Source organism: Mannheimia sp., from assembly GCF_056854775.1.
In genome coordinates this window covers 1-17,787 of the sequence record NZ_JBXGGI010000053.1, presented here as the reverse complement: position 1 = coordinate 17,787, position 17,787 = coordinate 1, and the positions used below count along the sequence as shown (strand labels likewise).

Below are 17,787 nucleotides of genomic sequence, written 5' to 3'. Positions count from 1 at the left end.
CCGACATATGAGCTGGCTGCATTGTATGTGGGGCGTAGGGGCATCTATTGGTCCGCATATTTTAGGTATTGCACTCTTGCAAGGTCGAGGCTGGGAAGGTGGCTATTACACGATTTCTCTATTACAAATCGGGCTAACGGTTATCTTATTTTGTTCTCTACCTTTTTGGAAATCTCGCAAGAAAACCGCTGCGGAAATGAATGAAGCCGCAAAACCGGTCAGCCTAAAAGAAGCCATTAAAATTCCGGGTGTGAAGTACGGCATTTTAGCCTTTATCGGCTACTGTGGTGTAGAACAAACTGCCGGGCTTTGGGCGAGTAGCTATTTTGTGATGGTAAAAGAAGTTGGCTTAGAACAAGCTGCCGCCTTTGGCAGTATCTTTTTTATTGGCATTACGGTTGGGCGAGGCATTAGCGGCTTTCTCACGTTAAAATTAAATAATCATCAAATGATTAAACTGGGTTTTGGTTTAATTCTGATCGGTATTGCAATGCTTTGTTTACCTTTCGGAAAATATGTAACCCTTGTCAGCTTAATTATTATCGGGCTAGGTTGTGCCCCTATTTTCCCGTGCTTAATTCATTCCACACCTGAATTTTTCGGGGAAGATAAATCTCAGGCGGTAATCGGTATTCAAATGGCAAGTGCTTACGTGGGGGTGCTTTTACTACCGCCGCTGTTTGGTTTGATCGCAAACGCTATTTCCATTCAATTATTACCGTTTTATCTGTTAGTAATTCTGACTCTTTTGGTTTATGCCTACCGCAATTTGCGACGAAAAACGGTAAAATAAACAACACAAGCGGTCGAATTTTGAGATTTTTTTGCACATTTATCGACTATTACCTATTGTTACTATAGTTTAAGTAAATTAAATCTATTGATCCTACTCAAAATATTAGTGGATGTTTTGGCTCATAATAAAATCTCCTGTACCTATTATTGATTATTAAGGGGTTTATTATGAAGAAATATCTATTTTCAGGGCTTGCTTTAGCTGCTATCGGATATTTTGGGTTAGTGGGATACGCAACGTATTTTGATAAAGCGAATTCAGAAAAATTAATGGCGACAACTGCAGCAGAATTACCGCAATCGCATAAATCGGTATTAGGTGTAATGTATAAAAATGGTTGTCAATATTGCCATTCACCGAATGCTGAACTGCCGGGCTACGCGAAATTTCTTATTGCAAATCAAATTATTGCGAGTGATATTGAAACCGGAAATCGCTTTTTCCGTTTAGATCAGATGATTGAAGGAATGAAAGATCCAAGTAAATTATCTGAGGCAGATTTAGCGAAACTTGAGCAAGTTATTCGTAACGATGAAATGCCTGCGGCGAAATATATCCATATTCACTGGGGATCTCGCCCTGATGAAGCAGAACAGAAAGTGATTTTAGATTGGATCGAAGAGCAACGTAAAACACATTTCTTACCAGAAGGAGTGGAAGGCGTAAATGCGAAAAACCTTGTGCAACCTATTCCAAACAGCTTACCAACCAACCCTAAAAAAGTGGCATTGGGTAAAGATCTTTACTTAGATGGTCGTTTATCGGCAGATGGTTCTATCAGTTGCCACTCTTGCCACTTACTAGCACAAGCTGGTGTAGATAATTTACCGGTAGCGGAAGGGATTCACGGACTAAAAGGTGGCATTAATGCTCCAACCGTATTTAATGCCGCATTAAACAAATGGCAATTCTGGGACGGGCGTACGAAAACGCTTGCTGATCAAGCAAGCGGTCCACCAACCAATCCTGTCGAAATGGGATCGAAGAGCTGGGACGAAATTGTAGCGAAATTTGATAAAGATGAAGAGTTCAAAAAACGTTTCTTTGAAGTTTATCCACAGATTTCCGAAGCAAATCTCACTGATGCAATCGGTGAATTTGAGAAAACCTTATTAACTCCAAATAGTGCGTTCGATAAGTTCTTAAAAGGTGATGAAAATGCTTTAACGGTAGAGCAAAAACGAGGCTACGAGCATTTCAAAAATGCAAAATGTGATACTTGCCACACCGGTAGCTTAATGGGCGGGCAATCCTTTGAATATATGGGCTTGTATGGCGATTACTTTAAAGATCGTGGCACGGCAATGACTGATGCGGATCAAGGTCGTTATGCTCATACTAAAGATCCGCACGATATGCACCGTTTCAAAGTACCAACTTTGCGTAATGTTGCTTTGACCGCACCTTATATGCACGATGCCGGTGCAAAAGACTTAAAAGAAGCGGTGCGTATTATGGGCAAATATCAAAGCAATAAAAACTTCACGGATACAGAGTTAAACGAAATTGTCTCATTCCTTGAGTCTTTAACCGGGGAATACGAAGGTAAGTTACTCACTAATGAAAAAATGAAGTAATTATTGCAAACTGACAAGCGGTAATATTTTGTAAATTTTTTACCAAATATTACCGCTTGTAACCTATTCAAAATGCTCTAACCCATACTGATACAACGCATTTTTCTTATAACCAAAAGTTTCTGCCACAATCGCTGCCGCTTTTTTCAGTGGCAATTCTTGGCAGAGGAGTTCAAGCAGTTTGATTGCTTGGCTGGAAAATTCTTCCTCAAGATTTTGCTGTTTTCCTTCAACAATCAGCACAATCTCGCCTTTAATGCGGTTGCTGTCTTCATTTAGCCATTCAATTAAATTGCCGAGTTGCTCGCCGTGAATGGTTTCCCACGTTTTAGTAATTTCACGAGCCATCACCACATAACGCTCTTCGCCAAAGACCTGCTTCATATCTGCCAAGGTGTCTAAAATGCGATGGGTGGATTCATAAAAAATCAACGTGCGAGGCTCATTTTCTAATTCCGCTAATTTATCGCAACGAGCCTTTGTTTTAGCAGGTAAGAACCCTTCAAAACAAAAACGGTCTGATGCTATGCCGGAGGCACAAAGTGCGGTTACAGCGGCACAAGCCCCCGGCACCGGTACCACTTTTACCCCTGCTTGGCGGCAGTGGCGAACGAGGTGGAAACCGGGGTCGCTAATTAGTGGTGTGCCGGCATCTGAAATTAAGGCGATATTTTCGCCTTTTGCTAATTTTTCCACTAAAACGACCGCTTTCTGCTGTTCATTGTGGTCGTGCAGGGCAAAAAATGGCTTTTTGATGCCGTAATGACTAAGCAGTAAGCCACTGTGGCGAGTGTCTTCAGCGGCAATTAAATCAACGCAGCCAAGCGTATCTAATGCACGTTGGGTAATATCACCTAAATTGCCGATAGGCGTGGCAACAATATATAAAATTCCGTAGTCCGGATTGATTTCAGATGAATTTTGTCTGTTTTTCATTTGCTTTTAGCTCATTTGATAAGTAAGATTTCATCATTAAATTTAGCACATTATATTCTATCGAGGAAAATACAATGGCAACTATTTTAAACCAAACAATGAAAAAGGCATTCGTGCCAACTGCAATTGCATTATTCATTTCTGCCTGTACATCGGTAAACCCAATCACCGAATCTATCAAAGATGAGGCTTATTCAAGCTCAGAGTTCTATATCAATAAAGCCGATCAAACTAAAGCCAAAGAAGATAAAATTTCATACCAGCTTCTCGCCGTACGTAAATTAATTGATGAAAATAAAGAATATGAAGCACAAAATACCTTTAGTGAAATTCAAGTGGCTGAAATGAATGACGTGCAGAAATTAGAATATGCATTAGTTTCTGCACAACTTGCGGCTTTACAAGGTAAAAATGAAATGGCGATTAGCCAGTTAAAAGCGGTTCAACCGCCTTTATTAAGCCCTGCACAGCGTTTACGCTATATTCAAACACAAGCCCGTATTGCGGCAAATCAGAATGATGCAATTGGTATTGTACGTGCGAGATCGCAGTTAAATGCTTACTACAAAATGAACCGCGAACGCCAAGAAAATAACGACATTATTTGGCAAACTTTGCGTGATGCTAATCGTGGAATGCTGGAAAGAACAGTGCCTGAAGCCGGTGAAATGGAGCTTGCAGGCTGGTTAGCATTAATTAATATTTATAACCAAAATGTAACTACACCTGCTCAAATGCCACAGGCAATTAATAATTGGAAAAACCAATATCCAAACCACAGTGCGGTTACGGTTATGCCAACTGAATTACAAGGTGTGAATAATTTCCAACAAACGCAGTTAAATAGTGTTGCATTGTTATTACCGCTTAGTGGCGATGCTCAAATTTTAGGCGATATTATTCAGCGTGGTTTTAATGATGCGAAAGCAGATGATCCAACAGCAGTTCAGACGTTTGATACAAGCTCATCTGATGTAAATTCATTAATTGCCCAAGCAAAACAACAAGGGGCAAATATTATTGTTGGACCGTTGCTGAAATCTCGGGTAGATGAAATGCTATTGAGCCCGGAAATTCAAAATATTAACGTGTTAGCTCTAAACGCAACGGAAAATGCACGCAATATTGCTCAAGTCTGTTACTACGGCTTATCGCCGGAGTCTGAAGCTCAAGCAGGGGCGGAGAAAATGTACCGTGATGGTCATCGAGTGGCTATTGTTGCAGCTCCACAAGATGATTTCGGCAACCGCTCAGCGGAAGCCTTTGCAAAACGTTGGCGTCAGTTAAGTGGCACTGATGCTGATGTACGTTATTATAATCAACCGCTTGATTCTGTTGCTTCTATTCAAAATGCAGGCATAACTAAAGCTGGTTTGTATGTATTAGGCGGTGCAGAACAAGTGGTAGAAATTAAACAAGGTATTGATAGTTCTAACTTAAAAGATCGCTTGGTAATTTATACTTCATCACGCAGTAACTCGCCAAATAATGGCATTGATTTCTATACGGCAATGGAAGGTGTAAAATTTAGTGAAGTGCCATTATTGGCAGATACTACATCAAGCGAATACCAAAAAGCAGAGAATTTAGCCAATAGTGATTTCTCAATGATGCGTTTATATGCAATGGGGGCTGATGCGTGGTCGCTTGCTACGAAGTTTAACGAGTTCCGTCATATTCCGGGCTATAAAATTTCAGGATTAACCGGAGAATTGAAAGCCGGACAAAATTGTAATATTGAACGTAGTTTATCTTGGTTGCAATATCAAAATGGGGCTATTCAACAGGCTTATTAATAAACGAGAACAAGGCTCTTTTTATGAACAAAAAGCCCGAGTGTTTTTAGAACAGCAAGGGCTTCGTTTTGTTGCCGCTAACCAACATTTTAAAGGCGGAGAGCTGGATTTGATTATGCAAGACGGACAAACGATTGTTTTTGTCGAAGTTCGTCAGCGTAAAAGTGATCGTTATGGTTCGGCAGTTGAAAGCATTGATTACCGAAAACAACAAAAATGGCAAAATGCGGCGAATATGTGGCTACTCAAACAACATCAAAGTTTAGAAACTGCAAACTGCCGCTTTGATGTGGTTGCTTTTGATGGAAGCCAATCCCCATTATGGATTCCTAACTTTTTAGGTTAGATTAAGATGTTAAATAAAATCCAAGATAGATTTACCGAAAGTATACAAACCCAAATTTCTGCAGCAGAATTATTACCGACTAAATTGAGTGAAGCAGCAAACCGCATTGTGGCGTGTTTATTGCGTGGCGATAAAGTGATTGTGTGCGGGCACGGGCGTTCTTACGGCAATGCGGCTCTGCTGGTTAGCCACTTAATTCATCGCTATGAGCTGGCAAGACCGAGCTTTTCTGCGGTGCAATTACAAATTAACGGCATATTAGCCAGTGTTTTTGCACAAGATAATGAGCTGGATTCAATTTATAAAAAACAATTACAAGCGGTTGCAAAAGAGGGGGATCTCTTCATTGTTTTTTCGCCTGTGGGAAATGAAGAGTGTATATTGCAAGCCATTCATACGGCTAAAAGTCAGCATTTAGATTTAGATATTATTGCTTTAACAGGAAGTAATAATGACCACACACTCGGATTATTAGATGAAAGTGATATTGAAATTTCAGCTCCCTCAACCAATGAGTTGAGAGTGATTGAAAGCCATCATTTTTATACTAATTTACTCTGTGAACTTATCGACCATTTACTTTTCTCGTAAGGAGAGATTATGACGTACTTAGCAAAAAAACTGCTTAAAGCAGGTTTACTCACTTTTGGCTTCCTGTCTTTACAAGGCTGTATTACCACCGCAGTAGTAACTTCAGCAGCAGTGGCAACCAAAGTGGCTACTGACCCACGCTCAACAGGCACACAGGTTGATGATGAAATTTTAGAAGAAAAAGTGGCTTACAACATCAATAAAGACGAACAAATTAAACAAGAAGCCCGCATTAATGTAGTGGCTTACAACGGTAAGGTGTTATTAATTGGTCAAGCACCGAGTATGGACGTAGTGGAAAATGCTAAAAACCTCGCCGCAGGAGCAGAAGGGGTAACGGAAATTTATAACGAAATCCGACAAGGCGAAAAAATCGGCTTTGGACAGATTACACAAGATAGCTGGATTACCACTCAAGTTAAATCTAAACTATTAGTGAATGGCGAAGTAAAAGCGACAGAAGTAAAAGTGGTTACCGAAAACAGCGAAGTTTTCTTAATGGGTAAAGTAAGCCAAGCTCAAGCTGATGCTGCTGCCGAAGCTGCTCGCAATGTGGGTGGTGTAACAAAAGTTGTGAAAGTATTTAGCTATGCACACTAATTGATAAGGCGAACCTCAGTGTTCGCCTTATTTCGTTGATTTGCAAATTTTTAGGGAAATTTGACCGCTTGTATTTAAAATCTTAGAGGGAAATTATGAAAAAACATCATATTTTTAAATTATCTGCTATTTCTGTGGCTTTATTAGGCGTTGTTTCACAAGGATATGCTGCTGAGTGTAGTAATCTGCCTGCATCAATAGAAAAAGAGCAAAATAGTTATTTGAAATCTTGTACTGTTAATACAACATTAACGTCTAATTTCTCTTTAGGGCAGCAATCCTTATTAGATATCAGAGATTCTAAGTTTAGACTTGAAGATTCAGATCTCGCTCTTTCAGGTGATTTTTCTGGTGATGTTATAGCTATTTCAGATTCTGAGCTGTATATTAAAAATAGCAAAATTACTAGAAATAATATAGTTGATGGAGATATTTCATCAGAAACAATACGAATTTCAGAAGGTAAAACAGGGGTTTCTAAGATAACTTTAGAGAAATCGATGGTAGTTTCTACAGGTGATACAAGTGCTATTTCTCTAACTGCAACAGAGAATAAGGATTCACAAGTTACTGTTGTTGCTAAAGATTCAACTCTATCTTCTGAAGATGCTATTTTTGGATCTTGGTGGTCAACGAGTAGCCAAGTAAAAGAATATTCAAACTTAGATATTACATTGGAGAATTCAGTCTTAAAAGCACCTGTTATTGTGGCGGTGGGTATTTCAAGTGAGGCGTATGAAGAAGATGGAATAGTTGGAGATGAAAATGTTAATATCTCAGCTAATAATTCTAAATTGTCTGGTTCTTTAGTTACTATTTTAGATGGTTCAGGTATTTCAAAAAATAATATTGAATTAAATAATACATCTTGGTTTGCTCCAATTGCTAAAGATGATGGACATATACAACATAATAGTATATCTAATCTTAAATTAGATAACAGCCAAGTTAATTTAGATGGCAGTCAAGGTTTTCATAGTTTGACTATTTATGAAAATTTATCAGGCAACGGTCATTTTGATCTCAACACCGATCTTGCTAACCAGCAATCTGATAAAATTGTAGTAAAAGGCGAAGATAGCGGTAATTTCACATTAGGCATTAAAGACAGCGGAAATGAGCCGCAGGCTGCAAATGGTAAAGTAACACTTGTTGAAACCCAAACAGGGCAAGCTCAATTTAGTTTGAAAGATCGTGATTATGTTGATGCAGGGGCGTATCGTTACCGCTTAAATAAAGAGGGAACAAATTGGGTATTGGCAAACCGCCAAGCTGAATCTGTTAAAAATAACCCTATTCAGCCTACGCCTCCGGCTAAACCTGTAACACTAGCACCTACTGAACCAAGTCAGCCAGTGGTTCAGCCAAAACCTGTAGCTCCAACTCAGCCGGTTGTTGTTCAACCGACACAACCTCAACCAATGCAACCTCAACCAATGCAACCTAGCCAACCTGTTGTTGCTCCTGTGTTGAAAGCCTTAAGTGAGAAAACAAACGCTCTTGTTTCTCTCCGCCAGGCTCAAGGTATATTGCTGAACCAAAACTTACAAGGCATTCATCAACGTTTAGGCGAGTTAAAAACTGATAAATTCAGCAATGTGTGGGTAAAAAATAGCAATAGCCGAAGTGAAGCTAAAGCCCAAAATGTGGCAGTAGATAGCCGTTCTTCAGGGTTTGAGATGGATTCTCACAGCTTACAAATTGGGGCAGATCGTACCGTTAATGATAATCTGCGTTTAGGTGGATTTGTAGGTACAAGCCGTGCTGATGTGGATTTTAATGGTGAATACAGCAAAGGGAAATTGCGTTCACAAGCGGTCGGTTTATACGCAACTTTTGCAAATGAACAAGGCTGGTATCTGGATAACATCGCCAAATATGAACGTTTAACCGCAAAATTTGTTGATGAAAAACGTAAATACAATGCGTTTAGTCTTTCCAGCGAAATCGGCAAACGTTTTGCATTAAGTAATGATTGGAGCATTACACCACAAGCTCAACTTGCTTATCATACCGTTAATGGAAAAGCTGATGAAAGCCGTTTAAATCTCTTTACCGCTCGTGCAGGCGTGCGTGTCGCAAAAGGCTTTGTATTGAATAATGGTTGGAATGTACAACCTTATGCGGAAGTGAATGCGATTGCTGAAAAAGCGAATAATGCAAAAGTACGCGTGAATCAATATCAGTTTGACGTTGCAGAAAATAAAGGCAGAGTACAAACCGCATTAGGCTTAACGGTAGGAAATAATAACCACCGTTTAGGCTTAGAGGCTTCAGTTATCTCTGGTAGTAAATTTAAGCAGCCACTTAGTGTGTTAGCGAATTATCGTTATCAGTGGTAATGATCTGCAAAAAATCAGGTAAATTCTACCGCTTGTAAAAACGTAGGGGCAAATTGCAATTTGCCCCTATTTTCATCTTATCGACAGAAATGATAAATCAACTTCGTTAATAGCTCTTTTGTCGGCTCAATATATTTCAGCTCTAAAAACTCATCAGGCTGGTGGGCTTGTTCAATTGAGCCAGGTCCTAGCACGAGTGTAGGGCAGAGTTGCTGAATAAATGGGGCTTCGGTGCAGTAGTTTACCGCATCACATTTTTCACCTAATAATTTTTCTACCACTTGTACGATTTGGGCGGAGTGTTCGCATTCATAGCCCGGAATGCCGTCGTGTATCGGGCGGATTTCAATTAAATCGCCATATTGTTCAAGCATTGGTTTTAAGTATTCATCAACCATTGCGTATAAATCGGCTAACGGCATATTTGGTAATGGTCGCATATCAAACTGTAATTCACAGCAAGCACAAATGCGGTTAATCGCATCGCCACCACGAATATTGCCGAAGTTCATTGTCGGGTGAGTAACTTGGAAAAGCGGATTATGATATTTCTCTTTCAGGTCATCACGCATTTTCATCAAGTAGCCGATAGATTCGTACATCAATTCAATTGCATTAATCCCTTTACTTGGATCGCTCGAATGCCCGCTTTTACCTGTAATTCTGACCGATTCTCCCATATGCCCTTTATGAGCTCGAATTGGCTTGAGCGAAGTTGGCTCACCGATAATCGCACAATCCGGGCAAATGTGGGTGTGTTGTGCGAAGGTTTTTGCCCCAAGCATCGTGGTTTCTTCATCGGCTGTGGCTAAAATGCGGATCGGCTTTTTGATTTGCGATAAGTCGATTTGGCTGACCACGTCCACTACAAATGCAAAAAAGCCTTTCATATCCGCTGTGCCTAAGCCGTATAATTTCCCCTCTTTTTCGGTCAGTTTGAAGGGGTTAAACGTCCATTTTCCATCATCAAACGGTACGGTATCGGTATGCCCTGCCAGTAATAATCCACCTTCGCCCTCGCCATAGGTTGCAAGTAAGTTGTATTTATTACGGCTGCCTTCAACGGCTAAAATGTCGGTTTTGAAGCCAAAATCGGCAAGCCAAGTGGCGAGTAATTCAATCAATGCACGGTTTGATAAATCATTTTCTGCCACTAGGCTTGAAATCGTGGGTAGCTCAATAAGTTGTGCGTAGCGGTTAATAAACGGAATGTTGTGTTTCATAGTTTATCCTGTTGTATCTTATTTTATGTTTCTATAGGGCGAGTTAATGACGGAATTTTTCTTAACCGTTTAATAATGGCAAAACCGGCTAAAATTTCCCACATCATAATAGTGTAAATGCCTGCTCGTTCAATTAACGGGCTGAAAATAGTCGGTAAGAACATTGTAATTAAAATACAAACTGCCCCGATAATGCCTGTCGTAATGCTAAAACGTTTGAAAAAACGCATTGTTGGGTGGTAAATATCTAGCCCTGCAATAATCAAAGTTAAGTTACCAATTAAAAAAGTGATGCTTGCCCCTAGATTGTAAATACCAAATTCGCTGCGTGAGGTGGGTTGAATACCCGAAATTAACGAGCAACCAATTGCAAAACCGAGTGCTAAAACTAAGCCGATAACACGCAGTTTATTGTGGGTAATGTGGGTAATGCCGATTGCATAAATAAAGAAAAAAACGATCGCTTGTATCACAAACATCGTACGCATTACGATGGAGAGGGGCGAGAGTTCGGTGATTTTTCCATCAAGCATTGTGCCAACAGGCACAAGCAATTCTAAGGTGCTGTGGTGGAAATAGGTAGTAAGCGATCTTTCACTGAATAAAATTGTGAAATGTTCTGCCACTAAATAAAATAGCCCGCTAAAGCTAGAGATAATAGCGGTAATAAACACTAAAAATGCACAGCTTTTACGGAAGCAAGGGTGCATCAGAAAAGGGTAAAATTTCACCCCAAATGAACCGCTTGTAAAATAGTTTTCCACCGCTTTTGAAATTGCGATTAATTTTTGTACGAGATTTTTAATCCACTCTGTTTTCATAACGACCTTTATTAACGAGTTGCGTGGGTTAATGTATGGGTTCGCACATCGAACACGTCCATTCCACCGCTAAGAGCGGCTTGCACGCCTAAATCGGCATCTTCAAATATCAAACAACGATGAGCAGGCACCCTCAGTTTTTCAGCACATTTTAAAAATGTTTCAGGATCTGGCTTATGGTTACTTACATCATCAGAATCTACAATAACCGAAACATATTGACGTAGGTTAAATTTTTCGTCTAATAATTCCACCATTGCACGGTGCGAACCTGTGCCGATCGCCATTGGTTTTTTACCGAGATTGGTTTTCACTATCTCGAAAGCGGGCAGTAATGTTGCATTTTCAGGAATTAATTCCATACCAAATTGGCGTTTTAATTTAACCACTTCATCAAAATAATGCTCCGGCATATTAGCTCGCTTCATTGTTTCACGGGCAATCACAAAGGTAGTTGAGCCGCTGAGTTCAAACATTGCCTCTGAAGTTAAAGGATAGCCCAACAGCTCGCCTACTTTTTCCCACGCTTTGGCGTGGCTTGGCATAGTGTCAATTAATGTGCCGTCCATATCAAAAATAAGGGCATCGTATTGGTCAATAATAGTTTGATCTAACATTGCTTTTCCTAAATTTTGGTTCTAAAGTCTGGCTTTAAGCCCACCAAATTCTTCAATCATTTTAGCGGTAAAGGTTTTTAATTCTTCCGTCATCAGCAAGAAATCGGCATCAAAACGTTGGGCGACATCTTCTTTTAGAATATCATCGTTTTTCTCACGCACTTCATCAGCAAATTTAAGGCGAGAAAGCGTGGCATCTTCATTGAGAACACAAGAGAAATGGGCTTCCCACTCAATTGCAAGTTTTGTGATAAATTTGCCCGCTTGTAAATGCTGGGCGATTTCTTCTGTTTCCAAATCTTGGCGTTTGCAGCGGATAACGCTGTCGGTATCAAAGGATTTCAGCTCGGCTTCTTCTAATAAAGTTAGCCAACTTGGTGTATGCCCTTTTGCAATCCAGTTTGTCATCACTTCTGCCGGCGGTAGTGTGAATGAAATCGGCACAACAGGTAATGAGCCGAGTGTTTTACGCAGTAATGCAAGGGTATCTTCTGCTCTCTTGCTGGAAGCAGCATCAACATAAACTAATTGATTATCTAAATCTAACCAAAGAGCGGTAAATTGATGCTTGCTAAAGGCTCGAGGTAAAAGATTAGACACCACCTGATCTTTCACTGCCTGCTTTTCGGTTTTTTTGAGTTTACGAGCCTCTTTTTCTTCCAATTCTGCAATGCGTTGCTCGGTTTCGGCTTTGACTACATTGGCGGGCAGTAATTTATCCTCTTTGTGTGAAACCAGCAAAAATTGATTACCTTGTGAAAAATGAAGTAAATCAGACCCTTTTAGTGGACTAGACCAGCCGAATTTGCTCATATCAAATTGAGTGCAAGGTGTGAATTTTGTTTCTTGCTGCAAATCATCAAGGCTTTTGCTATCAAGCGAAAGCTCGCCGGTTAATTTATAAATCATCACATTTTTGAAGAAAACCATTTTTGACTGTCCTTTTAGAGAAATCTTTTAAGGTGTAGAATAAGCTATTTTAACAGAGCCAACCCCAACACAGTAGAGAATTTGCAAATGAACAGTAAAAAACTTGCCTTTATCGGCACAGGCAATATGGCATTCGCCATTATTCAAGGTTTATTGAGAAGCGGTTATCACGCTTCTCAAATCATTGCGTGTAATAAAAGCAATATTGCTCGGAGAGAGGCATTACAAGCGGTCGGAATTTCCACACATTTTGCAAATCGTGAAGCGGTAGAACAAGCGGAAGTGGTGGTGTTAGCGGTTAAACCTCAGGTAATGGCGGAGGTTTGTGCAGAATTTTCGGATATCGATTTTTCAAATAAATGGGTCATTTCTGTTGCCGCAGGGATTTCGGTGAAACGTTTGGAAGAGTTGCTTCCAACAGCGAAAAATATTATCCGCACAATGCCGAATACGCCTTCATTGATTGGTGAAGGAATGACGGGGCTATTTGCAAAAAAATCGGTAAATTCGACCGCTTGTGAATTTGCTGAGAACTTAATGAGTGCGGTAGGGAAATGTTATTGGGTGGAAACTGAGGACAAAATCAACCATATTATTGCCATTACCGGTTCAAGTCCTGCTTATTTTTTCCGTTTTATGGAAGTAATGCAACAAAGTGCAATGCAAATGGGTTTTAGCGAGCAAGATGCAAGATTGCTTGTGCAATCTGTTGCACTTGGAGCGGCAAAATTAGTAGAGGCAAATCCAACAGTTCCCCTTTCAACCCTGCGAGAAAATGTAACATCCAAAGGTGGTACAACAGCTAAAGCCCTTGAGGTATTCGAGCAAGCCAATCTTGCCGATACGGTAGATAAAGCAATGTGGGCGGCAATTTACCGTGCTGAGGAAATGGAGAAGTCATTATGATAGCGGTTTCGCCGTTTAAATGGGCGGCATTTAACTATTTCGGTTTCTTTTGTGCCTACGGCGTAATACTGCCATTTTTACCTGTTTGGCTAAAGCATCACGGCTATTCCACTGAAATTATCGGCTTACTGGCTGCCGTAGGCTACCTGTTTCGCTTTGGCGGCAGTATGTTGGCTTCGCAGCGAGTAAAAGCGGTAAACCAGCTTATTCCAACCGCAAGAACCTTAACGTGGCTAAATATTGCAGTTGCCGTTGTGTTGGCATTTTCAGGCGATTCTATTTGGTTGGTCTTTCCTGTCTTAATGCTGTTTCAAATGTTTAATTCAGGGGCGATGCCGATTGCAGATAGTATAGCTTCCATTTGGCAACGACAAGTCGGTTTGGATTACGGTAAAGCCAGACTTTTTGGCTCAATCGCATTTGTGGTTGGTTCGCTTTGCGGTGGCTATTTTATCGGGCAGCTAGGCGAAGATATTGTAGTTTGGGTTATTATTGGCTTTCTAGTCTTGTTTGGCATTGGGCAATTCGCTAGACCAACAGTTGGTTTTGAAGATAAGAATGTGGTAACTAATGGCTCTAATGTAACTTACTTAGCCTTATTAAAAGAACCTACCACCTTACGAATGTTAATTGCGGTATCGTTAATTTCAGCTTCCCACGCGACTTATTACACCTATAGCACCATTCATTGGTCAAATGCAGGCATTTCAACGGAAATCACCAGTTTATTTTGGGGATTAGCGGTGGTATCGGAGATTTTGTTCTTTTTAGTCTCTAAACAGTTATTTAAGTCGTGGAAAATTAGTCATTTGATGATTTTATCTGCGGTATTTGCTTTTATCCGCTGGGGGATTATGGGGAGTACAACAGAGATTGCATTAATGATTTTTGCACAAATGTTACACTCAGTTACCTTTGGGGCTTCTCATATTGCAATGATTCGTTATATTTCAATGCAATCGGCAGAAAATATTACGAAGTTACAAGGCTTATATTTCGGTTTGGCAAGCTGTGCGTTTATGGCGATATTTACCTTTGTAGCGGGAATGATCTATCAATATTCGCCAAGTTTAACCTTCTGGTTAATGGCGGCTTTTGTTGTACCGGTGATGTTTATTGTACCGAAAAAATTTGAGGTACAGATTTTGAAATAAGCATAAAAAATGCCGACATTATGTCGGCATTTATTTTTAAAAATCGTTAAAAATTAGATTTTTTTCACGTTTACTGCTGATGCACCACGATCTGAATCTTGGATCTCAAATTGTACTTTTGCACCATCTTCTAAAGTACGGTAGCCACCGTTTGCTTCGATTGCAGAGAAGTGAACGAATACATCTTTTCCGCCTTGGTCTGGAGTGATGAAACCAAAACCTTTAGTTGAATTGAACCATTTTACTGTACCAGTAACTGCTGACATAGGATTTTCCTTATAAATATAAAAAGTGATAAAAGATAGCTAGACGGGATATTACAGACGCATCTATCAATCACTTACCTTTTAGGAAAATAACTAAAAAGATTCAACTACTAATTAACACACGAACAGCTTTTACCATTAGAGCATTTATTCATTTTTTAAGCAAATGATTTTTACGCTTTTGTGAACATTTATCTAAAAAAATAGTCTGTTTTTTGTAAAACGAATATGCGATTTATATGGACGAAGCTTTATAAATCAAATATAGTATTAAGTTAGATTTTAACTTAGCAAATTCTCGAATTTTTTATTAACGGAACTTATTATGTCGGAACAACAAGTAGAGCAAACAACAGAACAGACTAACAATAAAACGAACCCAAGCACAAAGGAAGTGATTGGGTATTTAGCGGAAAAATTCCCGCTTTGTTTCACTGTTGAAGGGGAAGTTAAACCGCTAAAAGTGGGGCTTTTCCAAGAATTAGCAGAAGCGTTAAAAGATGATGAAAAAGTAAGTAAAACCTTATTACGTCAAGTGTTGCGTAACTATACAAACTCTTGGCGTTATTTAGCTGCAAGCCAACCGAATGCTGCTCGTGTCGGTTTACAAGGCGAAGAAGTTGGCTTTGTAACAGAAGAAGAAGCAACTCACGCAGCAGAAACCTTAGCAGCAGCCAAAGCAGTTGTTGCAGAGCGTAAAGCACAAGAACGTAAAGAGCAACGTAAAGAATTCTTTAAGCAAAAAGCACGTGAAGAAAATGCTAAAAAACGTGTGGCTTCTAAAGCAAAAAAAGTAGCAGATAATTTACCTAAAGCATCAGAGGAAAAATTAGCGGCTTTAGCAAGTAAATTTGGTCGTAAATAATATGTATAGTGGGCGTATAAACGCCCTTTGCAAATTTTTATCGTTTTATGACCGCTTGTAGATTGGAAAAGAAAATGAAATTAACAAAATTAAACAAAATAGTTGCACTAACTTTAGGTTTATTGGTTAGCAATGTCTTTGCGGTTCAACCTGATATTAAAGAGAATAACATTGTTATTCCAAAACCAAGTGAACAGCACAGCTTATCAACCAAACGTGTTACAGCTCGTCTCACTCAATCTCATTATCATAAATTCCAACTAAATGATGAGTTTGCATTGAAAATTTTTAACCGTTATGTTGATTGGCTTGATCCATCGCATAATACTTTCTTGCAATCGGATATTGATGAAATGCGTAGCAAATATGCTATGTTATTAGATGATGATCTATACGCCGGTAAATTAGATGCAGCATTTGCAATGTATGAGCTGATGTCTAAACGCCGTTATGAACGTTATAGCTACGCATTGTCTTTATTGGATAAAGAGCCGGATTTAAAAGGTAGCGATAAAATTGAGATAGACCGTGAAAAAGCGGCATTCCCAACAAGTGTGGAAGAAGCGAATACACTTTGGGAACAGCGTGTCAAAAACGATATTATCAATTTATATTTGAAAGATAAAAAATGGGCTGACATTAAGAAAACTTTAGTCAAACGTTATAATTTTGCAATTAAACGTTTAACTCAAGTGAAAGCAGATGATATTTTACAAACTTACTTGAATTCATTTTCTCGTGAGATTGACCCTCATACCAGTTATTTATCGCCTCGTGCGGCAAAAGCCTTCCAAGAAAGTATGAATCTTTCATTAGAAGGGATTGGGGCAACACTTACTCAAGAAGATGATGTAACCAGTATTAAGTCTTTAGTGCCGGGTGCACCAGCCGCTAAAAGTAAGAAACTTGTGGTTGGCGATAAAATTATCGGCGTTGGTCAAGGTGAGAAAGGCGAAATTGAAGATGTTATCGGTTGGCGTTTAGATGATGTAGTCGATAAGATTAAAGGTAAAAAAGGCACAAAAGTTCGCCTAGAGATTGAGCCGGAAAAAGGCGGGAAAACCAAGATCATCACACTTGTGCGTGATAAAGTGCGTATTGAAGATAGTGCAGCTAAATTAACTCTTGAGAAAGTAGATGGAAAAAGTGTTGGGGTAATTAAAATTCCAACCTTCTACATTGGCTTAACTGAAGATGTGCGTAAATTATTAGCGGATATGAGTAAGCAAAATGTGGAAGGCTTAATCATCGATCTGCGTGAGAACGGTGGTGGTTCATTAACGGAAGTGATTGAATTAACGGGTTTATTTATTAAAGGTGGACCGGTAGTTCAAGTGCAAGATGCCTTTAACCGTATCAAAGTACACGAAGATCCTGAATCAAAAATCGTTTATGACGGTAAAATTATGGTAATGATTAATCGCCATAGTGCATCGGCTTCCGAGATTTTTGCAGCTGCAATGCAGGACTATAACCGTGCGATTATTGTTGGTCAGCAAACCTTTGGTAAAGGTACAGTGCAGCAAAGCCGTTCGTTGAATTTTGTGTATGATTTAGATAAAGAGCCATTAGGTTTTATTCAATATACAATTCAAAAATTCTATCGTATTAATGGTGGTAGTACTCAGCTGAAAGGAGTTGATGCGGATATTAAATTCCCTGAAATCATTAATGCGGAAAAAACTGGCGAAAGTTTTGAAGACAACGCTCTGCCTTGGGATAAAGTGCCTGCAGCGACGTATCAAGAAGCGGGTAATGCACGCAATGCAGTTTCAGAGTTAAAAACGAAACACGAAGAGCGTATTGCGAAACATCCGGAGTTCATCGTATTAAATGAAAATATCGCTATTCGTAAAGAGCGTGATGAGCGTAAATTCTTATCGTTAAATTTAGAAGAGCGTTTGAAAGAAGAGAAAACCGATGATGTAAAACGCTTGAAAGATATTAATGCCCGTTTCGCAAGAGAAGGTAAAAAAGCATTGAAAATGAGATGGTTAGATAGTATCACCAATTCAATGGAC

The 17,787-nt window shown here is 39.5% G+C and carries 17 protein-coding genes; 11 read left to right on the top strand and 6 right to left on the bottom strand.

The window, feature by feature from the left end; genetic code table 11:
• Together ACJHV0_RS04250 and ACJHV0_RS04245 are read left to right on the top strand one after the other, a co-directional pair.
• On the top strand, positions 1-793 hold a 793-nt coding region (locus ACJHV0_RS04250), incomplete at its 5' end, for an MFS transporter (RefSeq protein WP_483133468.1).
• Positions 794-963: 170 nt separating this feature from the next.
• Positions 964-2,373, top strand: coding sequence for a cytochrome-c peroxidase (locus tag ACJHV0_RS04245; protein ID WP_483133467.1), 1,410 nt, complete (start codon positions 964-966; stop codon positions 2,371-2,373).
• A 63-nt stretch (positions 2,374-2,436) separates the two neighbouring features.
• On the opposite strand, the gene rsmI is transcribed toward ACJHV0_RS04245, so the two are convergent.
• Positions 2,437-3,309, bottom strand: coding sequence for a 16S rRNA (cytidine(1402)-2'-O)-methyltransferase (rsmI, locus tag ACJHV0_RS04240; RefSeq protein ID WP_483133466.1), 873 nt, complete (start codon positions 3,307-3,309; stop codon positions 2,437-2,439).
• 74 nt (positions 3,310-3,383) lie between these two features.
• On the opposite strand from rsmI, the gene ACJHV0_RS04235 reads away from it, so the two are divergent.
• The 5 genes from ACJHV0_RS04235 to ACJHV0_RS04215 all read left to right on the top strand — a co-directional run bounded on the left by ACJHV0_RS04235 (position 3,384) and on the right by ACJHV0_RS04215 (position 8,984).
• Complete coding sequence (locus ACJHV0_RS04235; protein WP_483133465.1) at positions 3,384-5,105, top strand: penicillin-binding protein activator; 1,722 nt, start codon at positions 3,384-3,386, stop codon at positions 5,103-5,105.
• The gene (locus ACJHV0_RS04230; protein WP_176671692.1) at positions 5,080-5,451 is read left to right on the top strand and encodes a YraN family protein; all 372 of its coding nucleotides are present in this window, start codon (positions 5,080-5,082) and stop codon (positions 5,449-5,451) included. The genes ACJHV0_RS04235 and ACJHV0_RS04230 overlap by 26 nt, the downstream gene beginning before the upstream one ends.
• A 6-nt stretch (positions 5,452-5,457) precedes the next feature.
• A complete protein-coding gene (locus tag ACJHV0_RS04225) occupies positions 5,458-6,042 on the top strand; it encodes a D-sedoheptulose-7-phosphate isomerase (RefSeq protein ID WP_483133464.1) in 585 nt (194 codons plus the stop codon).
• A 9-nt stretch (positions 6,043-6,051) separates the two neighbouring features.
• Positions 6,052-6,642 (top strand): division/outer membrane stress-associated lipid-binding lipoprotein, encoded by a 591-nt coding sequence (dolP, locus tag ACJHV0_RS04220; protein WP_334228812.1) that lies wholly within the window; start codon positions 6,052-6,054, stop codon positions 6,640-6,642.
• A 95-nt stretch (positions 6,643-6,737) separates the two neighbouring features.
• A complete protein-coding gene (locus ACJHV0_RS04215) occupies positions 6,738-8,984 on the top strand; it encodes an autotransporter outer membrane beta-barrel domain-containing protein (protein WP_483133463.1) in 2,247 nt (748 codons plus the stop codon).
• A 77-nt stretch (positions 8,985-9,061) separates the two neighbouring features.
• On the opposite strand, the gene argE is transcribed toward ACJHV0_RS04215, so the two are convergent.
• The 4 genes from argE to rdgC are packed head-to-tail and all read right to left on the bottom strand — an operon-like array spanning position 9,062 to position 12,575.
• Entirely contained in the window at positions 9,062-10,207 is a 1,146-nt protein-coding gene (argE, locus tag ACJHV0_RS04210; protein ID WP_483133462.1) for an acetylornithine deacetylase, read from the bottom strand.
• A 23-nt stretch (positions 10,208-10,230) separates the two neighbouring features.
• Positions 10,231-11,028, bottom strand: coding sequence for a DUF998 domain-containing protein (locus tag ACJHV0_RS04205; protein ID WP_483133461.1), 798 nt, complete (start codon positions 11,026-11,028; stop codon positions 10,231-10,233).
• Positions 11,029-11,039: 11 nt separating this feature from the next.
• Positions 11,040-11,645, bottom strand: a complete 606-nt coding sequence (locus tag ACJHV0_RS04200) for a beta-phosphoglucomutase family hydrolase (protein WP_483133460.1) — start codon at positions 11,643-11,645, stop codon at positions 11,040-11,042.
• Positions 11,646-11,666: 21 nt separating this feature from the next.
• Positions 11,667-12,575 (bottom strand): recombination-associated protein RdgC, encoded by a 909-nt coding sequence (rdgC, locus tag ACJHV0_RS04195; protein ID WP_483133459.1) that lies wholly within the window; start codon positions 12,573-12,575, stop codon positions 11,667-11,669.
• Positions 12,576-12,662: 87 nt separating this feature from the next.
• Between rdgC and proC the strand changes: the two genes are divergently transcribed.
• On the top strand, positions 12,663-13,481 hold the full coding sequence (gene proC / locus ACJHV0_RS04190) for a pyrroline-5-carboxylate reductase (protein WP_483133458.1): 819 nt from the start codon (positions 12,663-12,665) through the stop codon (positions 13,479-13,481).
• Positions 13,478-14,635 carry a 3-phenylpropionate MFS transporter gene (locus ACJHV0_RS04185; RefSeq protein ID WP_334256760.1) on the top strand — a complete coding sequence of 386 codons (1,158 nt, stop codon included), beginning with the start codon at positions 13,478-13,480 and terminating at the stop codon, positions 14,633-14,635. Before proC ends, ACJHV0_RS04185 begins: the two co-directional genes overlap by 4 nt.
• Before the next feature lie 53 nt (positions 14,636-14,688).
• On the opposite strand, the gene ACJHV0_RS04180 is transcribed toward ACJHV0_RS04185, so the two are convergent.
• A complete protein-coding gene (locus ACJHV0_RS04180) occupies positions 14,689-14,901 on the bottom strand; it encodes a cold-shock protein (RefSeq protein WP_025236593.1) in 213 nt (70 codons plus the stop codon).
• Positions 14,902-15,226: 325 nt separating this feature from the next.
• On the opposite strand from ACJHV0_RS04180, the gene proQ reads away from it, so the two are divergent.
• Entirely contained in the window at positions 15,227-15,766 is a 540-nt protein-coding gene (proQ, locus tag ACJHV0_RS04175; protein WP_025236592.1) for an RNA chaperone ProQ, read from the top strand.
• Positions 15,767-15,840: 74 nt separating this feature from the next.
• Positions 15,841-17,787, top strand: a 1,947-nt coding sequence (gene prc, locus ACJHV0_RS04170) for a carboxy terminal-processing peptidase (protein WP_483133457.1), incomplete at its 3' end; no start/stop codon positions are given.